The 15,908-nt window shown below is 70.0% G+C and carries 14 protein-coding genes and 2 pseudogenes; 2 read left to right on the top strand and 14 right to left on the bottom strand.

What is annotated here, in order from left to right; genetic code table 11:
- Positions 1-202: 202 nt before the first annotated feature.
- Positions 203-1,216: a Gfo/Idh/MocA family oxidoreductase gene (locus tag ACLL9L_RS01055; protein ID WP_411282785.1), complete on the top strand. Its 1,014-nt coding sequence runs from the start codon at positions 203-205 to the stop codon at positions 1,214-1,216.
- Between the two features lie 73 nt (positions 1,217-1,289).
- Here ACLL9L_RS01055 and ACLL9L_RS01050 read toward each other — a convergent pair whose 3' ends face one another.
- The 9 genes from ACLL9L_RS01050 to ACLL9L_RS01010 all read right to left on the bottom strand — a co-directional run bounded on the left by ACLL9L_RS01050 (position 1,290) and on the right by ACLL9L_RS01010 (position 9,848).
- On the bottom strand, positions 1,290-2,297 hold the full coding sequence (locus ACLL9L_RS01050; RefSeq protein WP_411282784.1) for a LacI family DNA-binding transcriptional regulator: 1,008 nt from the start codon (positions 2,295-2,297) through the stop codon (positions 1,290-1,292).
- Positions 2,298-2,338: 41 nt separating this feature from the next.
- Positions 2,339-4,189, bottom strand: a complete 1,851-nt coding sequence (gene iolD, locus ACLL9L_RS01045) for a 3D-(3,5/4)-trihydroxycyclohexane-1,2-dione acylhydrolase (decyclizing) (protein WP_411282783.1) — start codon at positions 4,187-4,189, stop codon at positions 2,339-2,341.
- Positions 4,186-5,364: a Gfo/Idh/MocA family protein gene (locus ACLL9L_RS01040; RefSeq protein WP_411282782.1), complete on the bottom strand. Its 1,179-nt coding sequence runs from the start codon at positions 5,362-5,364 to the stop codon at positions 4,186-4,188. Before ACLL9L_RS01040 ends, iolD begins: the two co-directional genes overlap by 4 nt.
- Entirely contained in the window at positions 5,361-6,248 is an 888-nt protein-coding gene (gene iolB, locus ACLL9L_RS01035; RefSeq protein WP_411282781.1) for a 5-deoxy-glucuronate isomerase, read from the bottom strand. Before iolB ends, ACLL9L_RS01040 begins: the two co-directional genes overlap by 4 nt.
- A complete protein-coding gene (locus ACLL9L_RS01030; protein WP_411282780.1) occupies positions 6,245-7,180 on the bottom strand; it encodes a deoxyribose-phosphate aldolase in 936 nt (311 codons plus the stop codon). Before ACLL9L_RS01030 ends, iolB begins: the two co-directional genes overlap by 4 nt.
- Complete coding sequence (locus ACLL9L_RS01025) at positions 7,173-8,147, bottom strand: PfkB family carbohydrate kinase (RefSeq protein WP_411282779.1); 975 nt, start codon at positions 8,145-8,147, stop codon at positions 7,173-7,175. Before ACLL9L_RS01025 ends, ACLL9L_RS01030 begins: the two co-directional genes overlap by 8 nt.
- Positions 8,144-9,046 carry a TIM barrel protein gene (locus tag ACLL9L_RS01020; protein WP_411282778.1) on the bottom strand — a complete coding sequence of 301 codons (903 nt, stop codon included), beginning with the start codon at positions 9,044-9,046 and terminating at the stop codon, positions 8,144-8,146. Before ACLL9L_RS01020 ends, ACLL9L_RS01025 begins: the two co-directional genes overlap by 4 nt.
- A gap of 98 nt (positions 9,047-9,144) precedes the next feature.
- On the bottom strand, positions 9,145-9,684 hold the full coding sequence (locus tag ACLL9L_RS01015; RefSeq protein WP_411282777.1) for a TIM barrel protein: 540 nt from the start codon (positions 9,682-9,684) through the stop codon (positions 9,145-9,147).
- Complete coding sequence (locus ACLL9L_RS01010; protein WP_411282776.1) at positions 9,654-9,848, bottom strand: hypothetical protein; 195 nt, start codon at positions 9,846-9,848, stop codon at positions 9,654-9,656. The genes ACLL9L_RS01015 and ACLL9L_RS01010 overlap by 31 nt, the downstream gene beginning before the upstream one ends.
- A gap of 205 nt (positions 9,849-10,053) precedes the next feature.
- Here ACLL9L_RS01010 and ACLL9L_RS01005 point away from each other — a divergent pair, with 205 nt between their 5' ends.
- Positions 10,054-11,145: a transaldolase family protein gene (locus tag ACLL9L_RS01005; RefSeq protein WP_411282775.1), complete on the top strand. Its 1,092-nt coding sequence runs from the start codon at positions 10,054-10,056 to the stop codon at positions 11,143-11,145.
- A 138-nt stretch (positions 11,146-11,283) separates the two neighbouring features.
- Here ACLL9L_RS01005 and ACLL9L_RS01000 read toward each other — a convergent pair.
- From ACLL9L_RS01000 to ACLL9L_RS00980, 5 genes and pseudogenes are all read right to left on the bottom strand, one after another.
- Positions 11,284-12,267: pseudogene (locus ACLL9L_RS01000) on the bottom strand (aldehyde dehydrogenase family protein).
- Positions 12,161-12,724: pseudogene (locus ACLL9L_RS00995) on the bottom strand (aldehyde dehydrogenase family protein). Before ACLL9L_RS00995 ends, ACLL9L_RS01000 begins: the two co-directional pseudogenes overlap by 107 nt.
- A gap of 38 nt (positions 12,725-12,762) precedes the next feature.
- Positions 12,763-13,659 (bottom strand): ATP-binding cassette domain-containing protein, encoded by an 897-nt coding sequence (locus ACLL9L_RS00990; protein WP_411282774.1) that lies wholly within the window; start codon positions 13,657-13,659, stop codon positions 12,763-12,765.
- Complete coding sequence (locus ACLL9L_RS00985) at positions 13,656-14,693, bottom strand: ABC transporter permease (RefSeq protein ID WP_411282773.1); 1,038 nt, start codon at positions 14,691-14,693, stop codon at positions 13,656-13,658. Before ACLL9L_RS00985 ends, ACLL9L_RS00990 begins: the two co-directional genes overlap by 4 nt.
- A 6-nt stretch (positions 14,694-14,699) precedes the next feature.
- The gene (locus ACLL9L_RS00980; protein WP_411282772.1) at positions 14,700-15,695 is read right to left on the bottom strand and encodes a substrate-binding domain-containing protein; all 996 of its coding nucleotides are present in this window, start codon (positions 15,693-15,695) and stop codon (positions 14,700-14,702) included.
- Positions 15,696-15,908 lie beyond the last annotated feature (213 nt).

Raw genomic sequence — 15,908 nt, 5'->3', positions numbered from 1 at the left:
CCTAGAGGTCGCCCTGGACCCCGAGAACCTGGGCACCCGCCTGGATGCCGTGGCGCACGCCAAGCTGAGCCACTGAGTTGTTGCGCCCCTGAGCCGCCTCACTCGGTCCATGTCAGGACATTCAGTTGACAGCATAGTTCAGTCACACAAGGATGGGCACCCACCCGCCCACTGCCCGAGCAACGGAAGGATGTCACGACTGATGCGTATCGGACTCATCGGCCTCGGCCGGATCGGTGCCTTCCACGCCGACACCCTCGCTGCCCTCAACCACGTCGACGAGCTCGTCGTCACCGACCCGGTGGATGCCGCAGTCGAGGCAGTCACTGACCGGATCGGCAAAGCCACGCGTGCCGCCTCACCCAGGGCGCTGCTCGACGCCGGCGTCGACGGTGTCGTCATTGCGGCCACCACCGCCGCCCACGCCGAGTTGCTGCTCGCCTCCGTGGGCCGCGGCATCCCGACGTTCTGCGAGAAGCCGATCGCCGGGTCCGCGGCCGAGGCCGTGGCCGTGCGCGACCGCCTCGTCGGCTCCGACGTGCCGGTCCAGATCGGCTACCCCCGCCGGTTCGACCCGGCATTCGTGGCAGCTCGCGATGCCGTGCGCGCCGGTCAGCTCGGACGCGTCCACACGGTCCGCTCGACGACGTTGGACCCGGCCCCGCCGCCGGCGGCGTACCTCGCCGGCTCGGGCGGGATCTTCCGCGACTGCTCGGTCCACGACTTCGACGCAGTCCGCTGGGTCACCGGGCGCGAGGCGGTCGAGGTCTACGCCGTCGGCTCGGTCGACCCCAACGCCCCCACAGACCTCTACGCCGACAACGGCGACTGGTCGACCGTGTCAGTGCTCATCACGCTCGACGACGGCACGATCGGGGTCGTGTCGAACACCCGCACCAACGCCCGTGGCTACGACGTGCGCCTCGAGGTGCACGGTGTGCACGATGCCGTCGCTGCCGGACTCGACGAGGGCCTGCCGCTGCGGTCGACGCAGCCGGGGATCACCTGGCCGGCAGGGCCCCCGCACACCTTCTTCATGGACCGCCTCGCCGAGGCCTTCCGCCGCGAGCTCGCGACGTTCTGCGAGGTCGTCGCCGGCGAGACCCCGTCGCCGTGCACCATCGAGGACGCCATGGGCACGGCCTGGATCGCCGAGGCCGCCACCCGCTCGGCCACCGAGGGACGACCGGTGCGGATCGACGAGGTCGCCCGCTAGGCCCAGCCACCCCGACCACCCGGTCGAGAGCAGAGAACACGTCGTCTTTGGCTCGCCCCACGCGGCGTGTTCTCTACTCTCGACTGGCGAGCGCGGTCGTCCGCCGCGCGATCAGCGAGGGCGCGAGCCGTGTCTCCGGCGCCCCGGCCACTTCCCCGTCGAGCTGTCCGCATAGGTGTGCGGCCGCCCGGGTGCCCAGCTCCTGGAGGGGCTGGGCCACCGTGGTCAGGCCGATCGGCCTGATGCCGGCCAGGCGGGTGCCGTCGTAGCCCACGACAGAGACGTCCTCCGGCACGGACAGTCCACGGTCGGCCACCGCCGCCATCGCCCCCATCGCCGCGAGGTCGTTGACGACGAAAAGGGCGGTCGGTCGCTCCGCGAGCGCGAGCGCCTCCGCCGCACCGCGATAGCCCCCGTCCTCGGTGAACGACCCCGCCACAACGACCGCGGCCTTCCCCAAACCGTGCCGGTGCATCGCCTCGCGGTAGCCACGACGCCGGTCCCGGGCGACCGCATTGGACCCACCGGCGACGAAGGCGATCCGTTCGTGGCCGAGCGAGACGAGGTGGTCGACCGCGAGCCCCGCGCCCAGGACGTCGTCGTTGCTCATCGACGCCAGGTGGGGGATGCCGTGGTGCTCGCTCCCGATGATCACCGCGGGGCAGTCGGTCGTGAACGCCTGGTCCGCGCCGTCGGGCAGACGGTGACCCACGGCGATGATCCCCTCGACCCGGAACTCGAGGAGCTTCTCGAGCTCGGCCCGCTCGGCGGCAGCGTCCTCGCCACCGACGACGACGATGGTCCGGTAGTCACGTCGCCTCGCCTCTGCCTGCACCGCATCGAGCACGTCGGCGGTGATGGGGTTGTGCAGGTCGAGGACGAACACGCCGATGGTGCGCGTTCGGTGCGCGCCCAGCGCGTGGGCAGCGGCGTTGCGCCGGTACCCCAGCTCCTCGGCGGCGGCGAGGATCGCCTCGCGCGTCCCCGGCGCGACCCGTGGTGCGTTCTGCAGGGCCAGGGACACCAAGGACTTGGAGACACCGGCCCGCGCGGCCACGTCGCGGATCGTGGGACGGGCCACGTGCCCCGCCTGCCGGGTCTCCGCCGCCCCCCTGGCCACCATCACACGCCGCGACGTTGGGTCGCTATGCCCGCCTCGTGCACGGTCCGCGCCTCGCGCACCGTGTCGAGCTCGCTGACCTCGGGCACGCCCACCTGCCAGAACAGCCCGCCCTCGGTCCAGTCGGACTCGCGCACGTCGACGACGATGACGCTGGTGCGGTCGTGGCTGCGCGCGGCGTCGACCGCTGCCTCGAGCTCGGCGATCGAGCCCGCCCTCGTCGCGTGGGCACCCAATGAGGCCGCGTGCGCAACGAAGTCGACCCTGACGTCCGAGCCGGGCCCGGTGGAGTCGCGAAGCATGTTGTTGTAGGAGTTACCCCCCTGGCTCTTCTGGAGTCGCTCGATGACCGCGAACCCGCCGTTGTCACAGACGATGACGACCATCTTCTTGCCGGAGAGGACCGAGGAGTAGATCTCGCTGTTGAGCATGAGGTAGGAGCCGTCGCCGACGAGCGCGAACACCTCACCCCCGTCCTGCTCGCGGGCGAAGGCCGCGCCCCAAGCCCCAGCGATCTCGTATCCCATGCAGGAGAAGCCGTACTCACAATCGAAGCTCGCCACCGACCTGCTCAGCCAGTTGACGTTGACCTCGCCCGGGAGACCGCCGGCCGCCGCCACGACATAGTCCTCGGCCCGCGCCCGACGGTGCACCGCACCGACGATCTGGGCGTAGCTGAGGGGGAGCCCGCCGTCGTCCGCGACCCGGCCGGCGACGAACTCCAGGAGCCGGTGCTGCAGCGCCGTGCCGTGGTCGGTCCACTCCTGGGGCGCAGACCAATCGCCGAGCAACGCGGACAGCTCCATAAGGCTCTCGCGGGCATCGCCCACCACCGGGGTCGCAAGGTGCTTACTGGCGTCGAAGCGCGCCGTGTTGAGGGCCACGATGCGGGCGCGGTCGTCGAAGAGGGTCCATGACCCGGTAACGAAGTCGTTGAGCCGGGTCCCCACGGCGAGCACCACGTCTGCGGCCGCGCACGCCTCGTTGGGCTCGGGGGCACCCGTGACCCCGACCGGCCCGGCATACCGCGGGTGGTCGGCGACTAGGGAGGACTTGCCGGCCACGGTCTCCACCACCGGGATGCCGTGCCGCTGCGCGAAGTCCGCCAGCTCGGCCTCTGCAAGTGAGTAGTGGACGCCACCGCCGGCGATCAGCACGGGACGTTCGGCGGCACGCAATGCGGCGGCGGCCGCCACGAGCTCCTCACGGTCGGCCCGAGGGCGAGGCACCCGGTGCACGACCGGCTCGAAGAAGCCCTCCGGGTAGTCGTAGGCGGTCGCCGCCACGTCCTGGGGCAGCCCGAGGAAGACCGGGCCGCAGTCGGCGGGGTCCAGCAGGGTGCGAGTCACCTGCGGCAGCGAGGTGAGGAGCTGCGCAGGGTGGCTGATCCGGTCCCAGTAGCGGACCACCGGCCGGAAGCTGTCGTTGACGGTCGTCGTGGGGTCGCCAAAGTGCTCCACCTGCTGGAGCACCGGGTCCGGAAGGCGGGAGGTGAAGGCGTCTCCGGAGATGAAGAGCGCCGGGAGCCGGTTCGCCATGGCGACACCCGCAGCGGTGACCATGTTGGTCGCCCCGGGCCCAATCGAGCTCGTGCAGACCATGACCTGGCGCCGCCGGGTCGCCTTGCCGAAGGCCACCGCAGCCAGGCCCATGCCCTCCTCGGTCTGGCCCCGCCAGACGGGGATCTCGTCGCGGTGCTGCTCGAGGGCATGGCCGAGGCTCGTCACGTTGCCGTGGCCGAAGATCGCGAGCACGCCGGGATAGAGGGGAACCTCGCGGCCGTCGACCTCCGTGCGCTGGGCGACGAGGTAACGCACGAGCGCCTCTGCGGTGGTGATGCGCACGGTGGTCATCGGGGGCTCTCCCTCATGTTTTGGACAGTCTGCCAGCCGCGGGTCTCCCACGAGTCGATGAGGGCCCGCTGGACGCTCACGACGTCCACCGCCTCGGAGAACCCGGGGCTGAACCGGCTTCCCGCTGCCAACGACTCGAGGAAGGCGTGGTCCTGGATCGTGATGAGGTCCTCGAATCCGATGCTGTTGGCCTGCCCGGGCACGAACGCACCGTGGAACGGGAATCGCTCACCGCCGAAGATCGTGGTGTAGCCGGAGTTCGGGGAGTCCGTGACCGCGTAGTACTGGAGCTCGTTGATCTGCTCGTGGTTCCAGGCCAGCGAGCCCTTGGTGCCGTAGACCTCGAAGGCGTTCTGGCTCTCCGGTCCGACGACTGTGCGGCTGGCCTCGAAGGTCCCGGTGGCCCCACCCTCGAAGCGGCACAGCATCGAGGCGAAGTCCTCGTTCTCGACTGCGCCCGTCGGGTCCTCCGGGCGGCCGACGCCGTAATGGCTGGCCGCCCCGGTGGGGATCGGCCTGCGGGGGACCGTCGTGTTGGCCATCCCCACCACTTCGATGACGGGACCGAGAAGGAACTGGGCCATGGCGACCGAGTGGCTGAGGATGTCACTGGTGACTCCGTAGCCCGCCTGCTCCATGAAGAAGCGCCAGGTGAGCAGGCCCATGGGGTCGCTGCCGTACATCGAGAGGAATCGGCCGCGGTAGTGTGTGATCTCGCCGAGGGCGCCGCTGGCGATGAGGTCCCGGGCGTGCAGCACGAGGGGTGACCACAGGTAGCAGTAGCCCACGCCGGTGGCCACGCCGGCCGCGGTCGCATGCCTGAGGGCTGTCACCGCGTGCTCCGGCTTGCCGCCGATCGGCTTCTCGCTGAAGACGGCCTTCCCGGCCGCGGCCGCTGCCTCGATCATCGGCAGGTGCATCATGTTGGGCGCAGTCACCCACACCGCGTCGACGTCCGGGGCGGTGGCGGCCTCACGCCAGTCCGCCACTGCGCGCTCGAACCCGAAGTCCTCCACGGCCTGGCGTCGACGGTTCTCCACGGGGTCGGCGCACACGACGAGGCGCGGGTCGTAGGAGCGGTCCGGGAAATGCCCAGGGATGCGTCGCGCGGAGCGGGAGTGCGCCTGACCCATCCAGCCCAATCCGAGCACGGCGATGCGGATCTTCGGCTTCATCGGGCCACCCGGCCAGCGGCGGAGGTCATCGGCAGGCGGGGGTCCTGGCCCTGCTGCTCCCACGTCTCGCGGATCCAGTGGTGGTCGGGGTCGTCGCAGAACGCCATGGTGCGCTCGGCACCCGGCCCCGCGAGCACGTTGAGGAAGTACATCGGGTACTCAGGCTGCGCCGTCGAGGGCCCGTGGTAGCCAGCGGCGACGATGTGCACGTCACCGTCGAACACCGTGACCGTCTCGTCGGAGGATCCGTCAACCGTGTAGACCCGAAAGAGGCCCTGCCCGTGGGGGTGCCCGTGCGGCGCGTCGAGGCGACCAATCCGGAAGTAGTAGATCTCCTCGTTGGTCGGCGCGCAGTCACCGATGCCGTCGTGCCGGTGGGGCGGCCACGAGGACACGTTGCCTCCGGGCGTCAGCACCTCGCAGACGTTGATCCGGTCGGCGCCGGTGAAGGAGTCCGGGGTGGCGATGTTTGTGACCTGGCGGGAGGCGCGACCACCGCCACGGACCTCGACGGACACCTCCTGCGCCGGTGTCACGCACAGCGGGAAGCGCTCGGTGGCCCGGGCGGTGCACAGGGCGACCTCACCGGCATCCCCGCTAATTGTGATCGTCGACCCGAGCGGTAGGTAGATCCAGTCGGACACCGCCTCGAAGACCCCGGTCCGACCCGCGAGGGTGTGGGTCTCGCCGTCTACCGAGACCTCGACGTCGGTGGCCGAGAGCGGCACGAGGACGCCCTCGATGCCGTCGAGGGCACGACGGACCGGCCGGCTCGCGAGGTCGAACACCTCGAGCCCGCTGTAGTCCCACCCGGCCCCTTCAGGGGTCACGGTGACCAGGGCGTCCTGGGTCGCCAGGGCTCCGGCGCGGTGGTGGTTGCTCATGATGGGGTCTCCTCGAGGGTCGGTACGACGGAAGGGTGGACGAGACTGGCAGCGCGGTCCACGGCGTCGTTGACGCTGAGGGCCTGGGGGTAGAGCAGCGCGCGTCCGGGCACCAGGCCGCGGATGTTGTGCACCTCCAGGGCGCGCTCCCACCCGTCGAAGACTCGGTCATGGTCGCGGCCGGCGTCCCCGCCCAGGAGCAGGATGGGGCAGGTCGTCGCGGCTGCGACGCGGGCCGGGTTAGTGGAGGCCGGGATCTTCAGCCAGGTGTGCGCCGACGACGAGCCAAGACCGCTCGCGATGGCGACAGTGCGGATCAACGCGTCTTCGGAGGGGTCGAGCTCGACACCACCGTCGGGTCGCGTGCGGTAGGGCAGCGGCTCGATGAGGGCCATCGTCCCGGCATCCGCCAGGGCCGTTGTGATCCGAGCGACCATCTCTAGGGTGCGGGGGACGCCGCGGTCGGTCGGCTCGATGCGGAGCAGGGTCTTGCCGCCGTCCAGCCCGAGGGACAGGACGTGCTCGACGTCGTAGGCGGTGACCCGGTCGTCGAGCTCCCAGTGGGCTCCGACGATGCCCCCGCGGTTCATCGTGCCGATGGCGAGGCGGCCGTCCAGCGCCCCAAGGAGGGCGAGCTCCTCCAGGATGTCGGCACTACCGAGCACGCCGTCGACCCTCGGGTCCGCGAGGCCGGTCAGGAGTCGGTCGAGGAGTGAGTGGCGGTCCGAGGCGGCCATCGGGTCAGACCCGATCGCCAGCTTGCCCCTCGCGGTGTGGTCGGCGGCGAGCAGCAGCATCCGGCCGTCCTCGCCGACCAGGGGCCGCCGGCGCCGGCTCGGCAGCGCCTGGCGGAAGCGGGCCGGCTCGCGCACCCGGGCGTCGGTGAGGGCTTGGAAGTCCTTGTCACTCAGGGTCTTCAGATGATCAGCCACGATGGATCACCCGCGGCTGGGGCGTCGTCGCCTCGAAGGCCTCCAGCTCGGGAAGGGTCGGCATCGCATCGGCGCAGGTCAGTCGAGAGGTCACCAGGGCGCCGGCGGCGTTCGCGACCCTACCGATCCTGGACAGCGACCAGCCGCGCACCAGGCCGGTCGCGAGGGCTCCTCCGAAGGCGTCACCGGCTCCGGACCCGCAGCGCACCTCGACGCGGATCGGGTCGACCACCACGCGCTCGTCAGCCGAGGCGAGGAGCACCCCGTCGCCACCCATCTTGACGACGGCGATGGAGACCCCACGCGCCAGGAGTGCGTCGGCCGCCTGGTGCGGCTCGGCGGTGCCCAGGGCCATGGCGCATTCACTTCGGTTGCCGACGACGACGGTCGAGAGTCCGATCGCCCTGGCCGCGGTCTCGGCTGCCAGCGCCGGATCGGCCCACAGCGTCGGCCGCAGGTCGAGGTCGAGGACGGTGTGCTCGCGTCGCGCGCGCCGCACCATCCACTGCATCGCGGTGCGCGCCGTGGGACCGACCGCGAGGGTGCTCCCACTCATCCACAGCACACGGCACGCGTCGAGGGCGGGCTCGGCGACGGCATCCACCTCGATCGCGGTATCGGGTGCGTCAGGGGCGCGAAGGAAGGTGATTGTCGGCTCGGCGGGGACCTCCAGGGCCACGAGGACCACGGGGGTGCGGCCGCCCGTCTGCCTGGCGACGTAACAGGTCTGCACCCCGAGGGCAGCGAGCTTGGCCAGCGCGTAGTCACCCATCGGGTCGTCACCGACGGCGGTCACCACGGCCGTGCGGAGCCCGAGGCGGGCACCGGCGACGGCGACGTTGGTGGGGCTTCCCCCGATCGACTTGACGAACGTCTGCGGGTCAAGGAAGGAGGCGTAGGGCTCCTGGGCGTAGAGGTCGACGCTCACCCGCCCGAGGGCCAGCAGGTCGAGCGGACCTGCCGTCATGCGTCCTGCTCCAGCATCGGCGCCACGACGTCGTGAAGGTAGCGCATGGAGGTCTCGACGCCGGTGACGGGGCCTTCGCCGAGCGTCGGCATCTCACCGGTGATGGCCGTGTCCTGCTCGATGACGTACCAGCCCTCGTAACCGGCCCGCTCCAGGGTAAGCACCACATCGGCGAGGGCGAGGTCCCCCTGCCCCAGCGGTGGGAACAACCCCGCCTGGACGCCCTCCATGATCGAGGCCGAGCGGTCGAGCATCCGTGGCACGAGATCCATCCGCACGTCCTTGAGGTGCACGTGTCCGACCCGGTCGGCGGCCTGGCGCGCGAACTCGACCGGGTCGGTGCCGCCGATGGCGAGGTGCCCGGTGTCCAGGCACCACTTGACGTCGCAGTCCTCCAGCACCCGCTGCACGTCGGACGCGGTCTCCACCACGGTCTGCAGGTGCGGGTGCAGCACCTGGCGCAGCCCGTGGTCCTCGCAGAGGGTGTCGACCTCGGCGAGCATCCGCACCAGGTGGCCGCGCTCCTCGCGGTCCAGCGGGCGAGGCACCGACCAGTCGTCGTCCATGACCGGGCAGGAGACGAAGGTCGAGGCACCCGAGCGGCTGAAGAGCTCGGCGACCTCGCGGACCCGGGCGAGCTCTCCCTGACGGCGTGCCGGGTCGTGCAGCACGAGCGGGGTGAACCCGCCGATGAGAGACATCCCGTGTCCGTCGAGGACGCCCCGGATGGCGGTGGGCTCGGTCGGGAGAAAGCCCGGGGCCCCGTACTCGGTCGCCGAGATTCCTAGGTCGGTCATCTCCGTGAGCACACGCTCGGTGGGGAGCCTCTGCCCCCACCCCGGCACCTCGCAGATGCCCCAGGAGATGGGGGCGGAAGCAATGCGGTCGACGAATGCCATGTGGGCTCCAAGGAATGAAAGGGTGGTGGGACAGGATCAGGATGCTGGAACGGTCCAGCAAGCATCGCACGCGGAACCGCGCGGGGCAAGGGCGTGGGTCAGCCGGCCACGGTGAAGGCGTTTCGGAAGGCCTCAACGGCGACCGTCGGGTCGCCGCTGGCGAAGGCCTCCAGGCCGATCGTCCCCCGATAGCCCATCTCGGCGAGCGCCCGGGCCACCGCCGCATAGCTGATCTCGCCGGTCCCGGGCTCGCAGCGGCCCGGCATGTCGGCGACCTGGATCTCACCGACCCACGGCAGCGCCTCCCGGCACAGCGCGATGAGGTTGCGCTCGCCGATTTGCGCGTGGTGGATGTCGAGCATCATCCGCAGGTGCGGGTTGTCGACCGATGCGACGAGGGCCAGGCAGTCCTGCGCCCTCGCGAAGGGCACCCCGGGGCGGTCGACGGCGAGGTTGAGGTTCTCGAGCACGAACTGCACCCCGTGCCGCTCCCCCAGGTCGGCGACCCGGGCAAGGGTGTCGCGGGCCGCCAACCACATCGTCCCGGTGACCTGCTCCACCGGGATGACCGCCAGCCCGTCACCGTCCAGACCCGTCCCGTTCAGGTTCAGCCGGGGGATGCCGAGGCGCCGAGCCACGGAGATCGCCTCCTGCGCGGTCGCGAGGAGGTCGATGACGGCATCCGGCTCCACGACCCGCCACGCAGGTAGCCGGTCATCGAGGAGAACACCGCCCCCTCCTCGCGCAGCGCGATGAGGGCGTCGATGTCGTGGTGGGACCAGTCCCGGATCTCGACCTGCACGTCGAGCGCGGTGAGCCTGCGGACCCGCTGGGGTACGGGTGGTCGCGGAACACCATCTCCGCGCATATGGCCTAGGTAAAGGGGCCGTGGACCCGCGCGTGGGCGACATCGCTCTTCAGTCTCCGGGCCCGGATCCTCTCCCAGGTCGCGCTGCATAGATTAGTCTATATGTTAGGACATTCGCATACGATGGAGGAGACCGCAGATGACCGGTGCAGCCAAGGCGGTGGCCGCGACCCAGTCGCCGCTGCTCACGATGACGCAGACGACCCCGACGGCACTGTGGAACGACAGTGCGGATCCGGATGAGTTGACCGCCGCGACCGGCTGGGGCGCCGTCGGGGCGACGTGCAACCCCGTCATCGCCCTCGCTGCGATTCGCTCGGACCAGGAGCGCTGGGAAGGCCGGATCCGGGAGCTCGCCCGCGACCTTCCCACCGCCACGGAGTCGGAGATCGGGTGGAAGGTCGTCGAGGAGGTCTCCCTCGAGGCCGCCGCGCTTCTCCTGCCCGCGTTCGAGCGCCACGGCGGTCGCAACGGCCGCCTGTCGATGCAGACCGACCCACGCCTGCGCCGCGACGCCATGGCACTCGCCGACCAGGCGGAGCACTTCGCCTCCCTCGCCCCCAACATCATCGTCAAGATCCCTGCGACGTCGGTGGGTGTCGTCGCGATCGAGGAGGCGGCCTACCGCGGGGTGAACATCAACGTCACCGTCTCCTTCTCGGTGCCGCAGGCCCTCGCGACCGGCGAGGCGATCGAGCGGGGGCTCGTGCGGCGCGAGGCGGAGGGTCTCGACGTGTCCGGCATCGGCCCCGTCGTGACGATCATGGTGGGCCGCCTTGACGACTGGCTGAAGCACGTCGTCGCGCGCGACGGGATCGAGATCGACCCCGAGCACCTCGAGTGGGCAGGGGTCGCCGCGGTCAAGCGCGCCTACGGGATCTTCCAGGAGCGTGGCCTGCGCGCCCGCGTCCTCGCCGCCGCCTACCGCAACCAGCTGCAGTGGACCGAGCTGGTCGGCGGTGACCTCGTGCTCTCCCCGCCCTTCGGCTGGCAGCAGAAGTTCCAGGCGAGCGGGATCGAGCCGACCTCGCGCATCGACATCCCGGTCGACCCCGAGACCATCGCCGCCCTGGAGACCATCGAGGACTTCCGCCGGGCCTACGAGCCCGACGGTATGACGCCGGCCGAGTTCGACGACTTCGGCGCCACCCGCAGGACGCTGCGCCAGTTCCTCGGCGCCGACGAGGAGCTCGACCAGCTCGTCCGCGACGTCATCACGCCCGCCCCCTGAGGGGTGACCCGTGTCGCCACGACCGATCGCGCGACCCGCCCGGGTCGGGTACGGGCGCTCTGGGCAAGGGCAACGGGGGGTTCGCAAGGGATGACGACACTTGCGAACCCCCCGTTTGCCCCATGGGGCGGAAAGGGCTCAGGTGTTCCGGGGGAAGCCCAGCTCGATGCCGCCGTGGCTCGGGTCGAGCCAGCGGCTGGTGACGACCTTGCCGCGGGTGAAGAAGTGCACGCCCTCCATGCCGTGGGCGTGGGTGTCACCGAAGAGGCTGTGCTTCCAGCCACCGAAGGAGTAGTAGGGCATCGGGACGGGGATCGGCACGTTGATGCCGACCATGCCGACCTCCACCTCGCTCTGAAAGCGCCGGGCGGCGCCCCCGTCGTTGGTGAAGATCGCGGTGCCGTTGCCGTAGGGGTTGGCGTTGATGAACGCCAGGGCCTCGTCGTAGGTCCTGGCCCGCGCCACGGAGAGCACCGGGCCGAAGATCTCGTCAGTTCAGACCGACATCTCGCTCGTGACGTGGTCGAAGAACGTCGGCCGGAGGAAGTAGCCCTCGCCGTCCGCGTCGACGTCACCCTCGCGGCCGTCGACGCCGAGCGTGGCCCCGTCTGCGACACCGGAGTCGAGGTAGGACGCCACCTTGTCTCGGTGCTGCTGGGTCACGAGCGGGCCCATTTCGGAGCCGCGAGTGCCGTCACCGTTGACGAGCTTGCCCATCCGGTCCTTGATCTTCTCGATGAGCTCGTCCGCGATCGGCTCGACAGCGACCAGGGCCGAGATCGCCATGCAGCGCTCACCAGCGGACCCGAATCCAGCGTTGATGGCCGCGTCCGCCGCGAGGTCGAGGTCGGCGTCCGGCAGCACGATCACGTGGTTCTTGGCCCCGCCGAGGGTCTGGACCCCCTTCCCGTTCGCCGAGCCCCTCTCGTAGACGTACTTCGCGATCGGGGTCGATCCGACGAAGGACACCGCTTTGACGTCGGGGTGGGCGAGGAGTGCGTCGACGGACTCCTTGTCACCGTTGAGGACGGTCATGACGCCGTCGGGAAGGCCGGCCTCGGTCCGCAGCCTGGCGATCGCGATGGCTGCCGACGGGTCCTTCTCGGAGGGCTTGAGGATCACCGAGTTGCCCGTCGCGATGGCCATCCGGGATGAACCACAGCGGCACCATCGCCGGGAAGTTGAACGGGCCGATGAGGGCGACGACACCGAGGCTCTGCCGGATCGAGTAGACGTCGACCTTCGTGGAGGCGTTCTCGGTGAAACCACCCCTTGAGGAGCTGCGGGATGCCGCAGGCGAACTCGGCGACCTCGAGGCCGCGGGTCACCTCACGGAGGGCAGGACCTTGCCGTGCTCGGCGGTGATGAGGGCCGCGATCTCCTCCTTGCGCTCGTTGAGCAGCTCGCGGAACCGGAAGAGCGACTGGGTGCGCTTGGTGAGCGAGATGCTGCCCCACTCCTGCGCCCAGGCCCGTTTCGCGTTTGCGACGACGTCACCGACGAGCTCCGTCGAAGCGAGGTCGAGCACACCGTCGGAGACGCGGTGGGCCACCCGCTCGGCGTGGTCGGCGCCCACCATGCCGACACCGACGATCCCGACGCCAAGGTCCGAGTCGCTCACTGCCTCTCCTTCACCTCCGGGGCGGGTTCGGGGCTGGTGTCGTCGTCGAAGACCTTTCCGTGCGCGACCTCGTGCGCCTCCGCGACCTTGCTGGGGTCGGCGCCCTGGAGCTCGTGGCTCAGCTCGTCGAGCTCCTGGCCGCCGGCCATCTCGCCTGTCAGCTGCTCGAGGGTCAGGTCGTCGCGGTGCGCGTCGAGCACGACGCGGCCGAGCTTAAGGATGACGAAGTGGTTGCCGACGAGGTACGCGTGGTGCGGGTTGTGGGTGATGAAGATGACCCCGAGCCCGGCGTCCCGCGCCTTGACGATGTACTTGAGGACCACACCGGACTGCTTGACGCCCAAGGCCGCCGTCGGCTCGTCGAGGATGATGACCTTCGCGCCGAAGTAGATGGCCCGGGCGATGGCGATGACCTGCCGCTGGCCGCCGGAGAGGCTGCCGACGGGCCGGTCGAGGTCGGGGATCTCGATCCCCATCTTCGTGAGCTCCTCCCCGGCGACCCGCTTCATCTCGGGGATGTCGAGGAAGGGCCCCTTGCGGACCTCGTTGCCGAGGAAGAAGTTCCGCCAGACCGCCATTAGCGGGGCGAGGGCGAGGTCCTGGTACACCGTCGCGATGCCCAAGGCCTGCGCGATGCGCGGGCTGTTGAACCGGAGCACGATGCCGTTGAGCTTCATCGAGCCCTCGGTGTACTCGTGGAGCCCGGCGATGATCTTGATGAGGGTCGACTTGCCGGCGCCGTTGTCGCCGAGCACACAGGTGACCTCGCCCTGGCGGACGCTGATGTTCACCCCCCGCAGGGCGTGGACGTTGCCGTAGCTCTTTCCGCAGTCCTCGAGCTCGAGGACGGGGCGGTCCGAGACCTCGGCCGTGGTGTCTTCCAGCGCGCTCATCGGCCTTCCGCCTTCCGCTTGACGTACATGTTGACCAGCACCGAGGCGATGAGCATGACGCCGAGGAAGGTCTTGAACCAGTCGACGTTCCAGCCCGCGTAGGTGATGCCGAGCTGGGTCATGCCGAAGATCAGGGCCCCGACGGACGCACCGACCACGGAGCCGTAGCCCCCGGTGAGGAGGCAGCCACCGATGACGGCCGCGATGATGTAGATGAACTCGTTGCCGACACCCTGCCCGGACTGGAGGTTGTTGAACTGGAAGAGCAGGTGCATGCCGAGCAGCCAGGCACCGAACCCGACCCCCATGAACAGCGCGATCTTGGTTGCCACGACCGGCACACCGACGGCGCGGGCCGCCGCCGAGTCACCACCGACGGCGAGGATCCAGTTGCCGTACCGCGTGCGCAGCAGCAGCAGTGCGCCGCCGATCGTCAGCAGCACCCAATAGACCACCGGGATCTTGACCTGGACCGGGCCGAGGGTGAACGACGAGGCGAACACCGCCTGCGCGCTGGCGTAGCCGTCGAGGTCGTTGATCGAGTTCGACGAGACTCCTCCGGCGATGATCCGGGTCATCGCGAGGTTGACTCCCTGGAGCACGAAGAACGTCCCGAGCGTCACCAGGAAGCTGGGGAGCCCGGTGACGTGCAGCAACCAGCCGTTGAAAGCCCCGATGGCGAGGGAGAGGGCGAGGGCGGCGAAGACACCGACCCACACGTTGAGGCTGAAGTACCACGCCGTGTGGGCGGCCATCAGCCCGGAGGTCGTCACGGCCACACCCGCCGACAGGTCGAACTCGCCACCGATCATCAGCAGCGCGACGACGACCGCCATGATGCCGATGGTCGACGAGCCGTACAGGAGGGTGCCGATGTTCCCGACGCTGCGGAAAGCGGGGGCCACCGCGAGGAAGAGGACGGCGATGGCGATCGCCCCGATGAGGGCGCCCACCTCCGCACGCGCCAGGATCGTGGACGCCGCGGAGCGGGTGCCGACCCGGTCGTCGGCGGGTGTGGTCGTGACCAATGGCATCTCAGGTCACCGGGTCCCGTTGCCCGCAAAATCCGCCACCTTGGCGACGTTCGACTTGTCGATGAAGGCGGGGCCAGTGGCCACGTTGGTGCCGCCACCGATGGTGTTGCCGTTGGTCTTGAACAGCCACAACGCGTCGACCGCGAGGTAGCCCTGCAGGTAGGGCTGCTGGTCGATGGCGAACGAGACCTTGCCGTCCTTGATGGCGGTGACGAGCTCCTTGTTGGTGTCGAAGGTGCCGATCTTCGCCGAGCTGCTGGCCCCGCTGACGGACTGGACGGCATCCAGGGCGAACGGCGCCCCGAGGGCGAGCACGAAGTCGACGCTCTTGTCCTCGGTCAGCTTGGCCTGGATCGACGTCGTGACTGCCGAGTCGTCGCGGCCGTTGACGTAGAGGCGCTGGACCTTCGCACCCTGGGCGCCCGCCTTGACGCCGTCACAGCGGTCCTCGAGCTGCTGCTGGCCCTGCTCCTGGATGACGCAGAGGAGGTTCTTGCCGCCCTCGTCGACGATCTTCTTGCCCGCGCCGATGCCGGCCTCTTTCTCGCCCTGACCGAAGTAGCCGATGGCGCCGAGACCGAGCGCGTCGTTGGCTCCGGCGTTGAACATCGTCACCGGGATGCCGGCGGCGACGGCGGCCTTGATGGTGGACCCGAGGGCGCCGGTGTTCGGGTCGGTGACCGCGATGCCGTCGACCTTCTTGTCGATGGCGGCCTGGATCAGCTGGGCCTGCTTGGTGGCGTCCGGGTCGTTGGAGTACTGGAGGTCGACGTTGTCCTTGGCGGCGGCGGCCTCGGCGCCCTTGCGGATGATGTCCCAGAAGGTGTCGCCGGGGGCCTGGTGGGTGATGATCGCGACCGTCATCCGCGGGGTGTTGGCCTTGCCGGCGTTGCTGCCGCCGGTCGTCGTGTCCTGCTTGCCCCCGGAGGAGGAGCAGGCGGCGAGGGAGAGCGCGGTGGCCAGCGTGAGCGCTACCGCCGCGGTGGTCTTCTTGCGAATCATGGAGTTGCCTTTCGAACATCACCGCTTCGTCGAGGCGGCGTCCTGGGTTGGGGTCGTGCGGTCGTGCGGGTGGGTCCTGGGTTCGAGGGACGGGCGGCCGGAACGGCCGCTCAGCCCTCGGCCTCCTTCCTCCCCCGTCGGCCCTCCGTGGGGGTGACGAGGGGCCGCTGGACGGCCTTGTGGCGGGTGTAGGCCTTGTGGGCACGCGTGTTC

Origin of the sequence: Lapillicoccus sp. (assembly GCF_046595215.1) — a bacterium.
In the GTDB taxonomy this organism is placed as follows: Bacteria; Actinomycetota; Actinomycetes; order Actinomycetales; family Dermatophilaceae; genus Lapillicoccus.
Note: the sequence above shows the minus strand (reverse complement) of the source record. Positions and strands in the feature narration are given on the sequence as shown.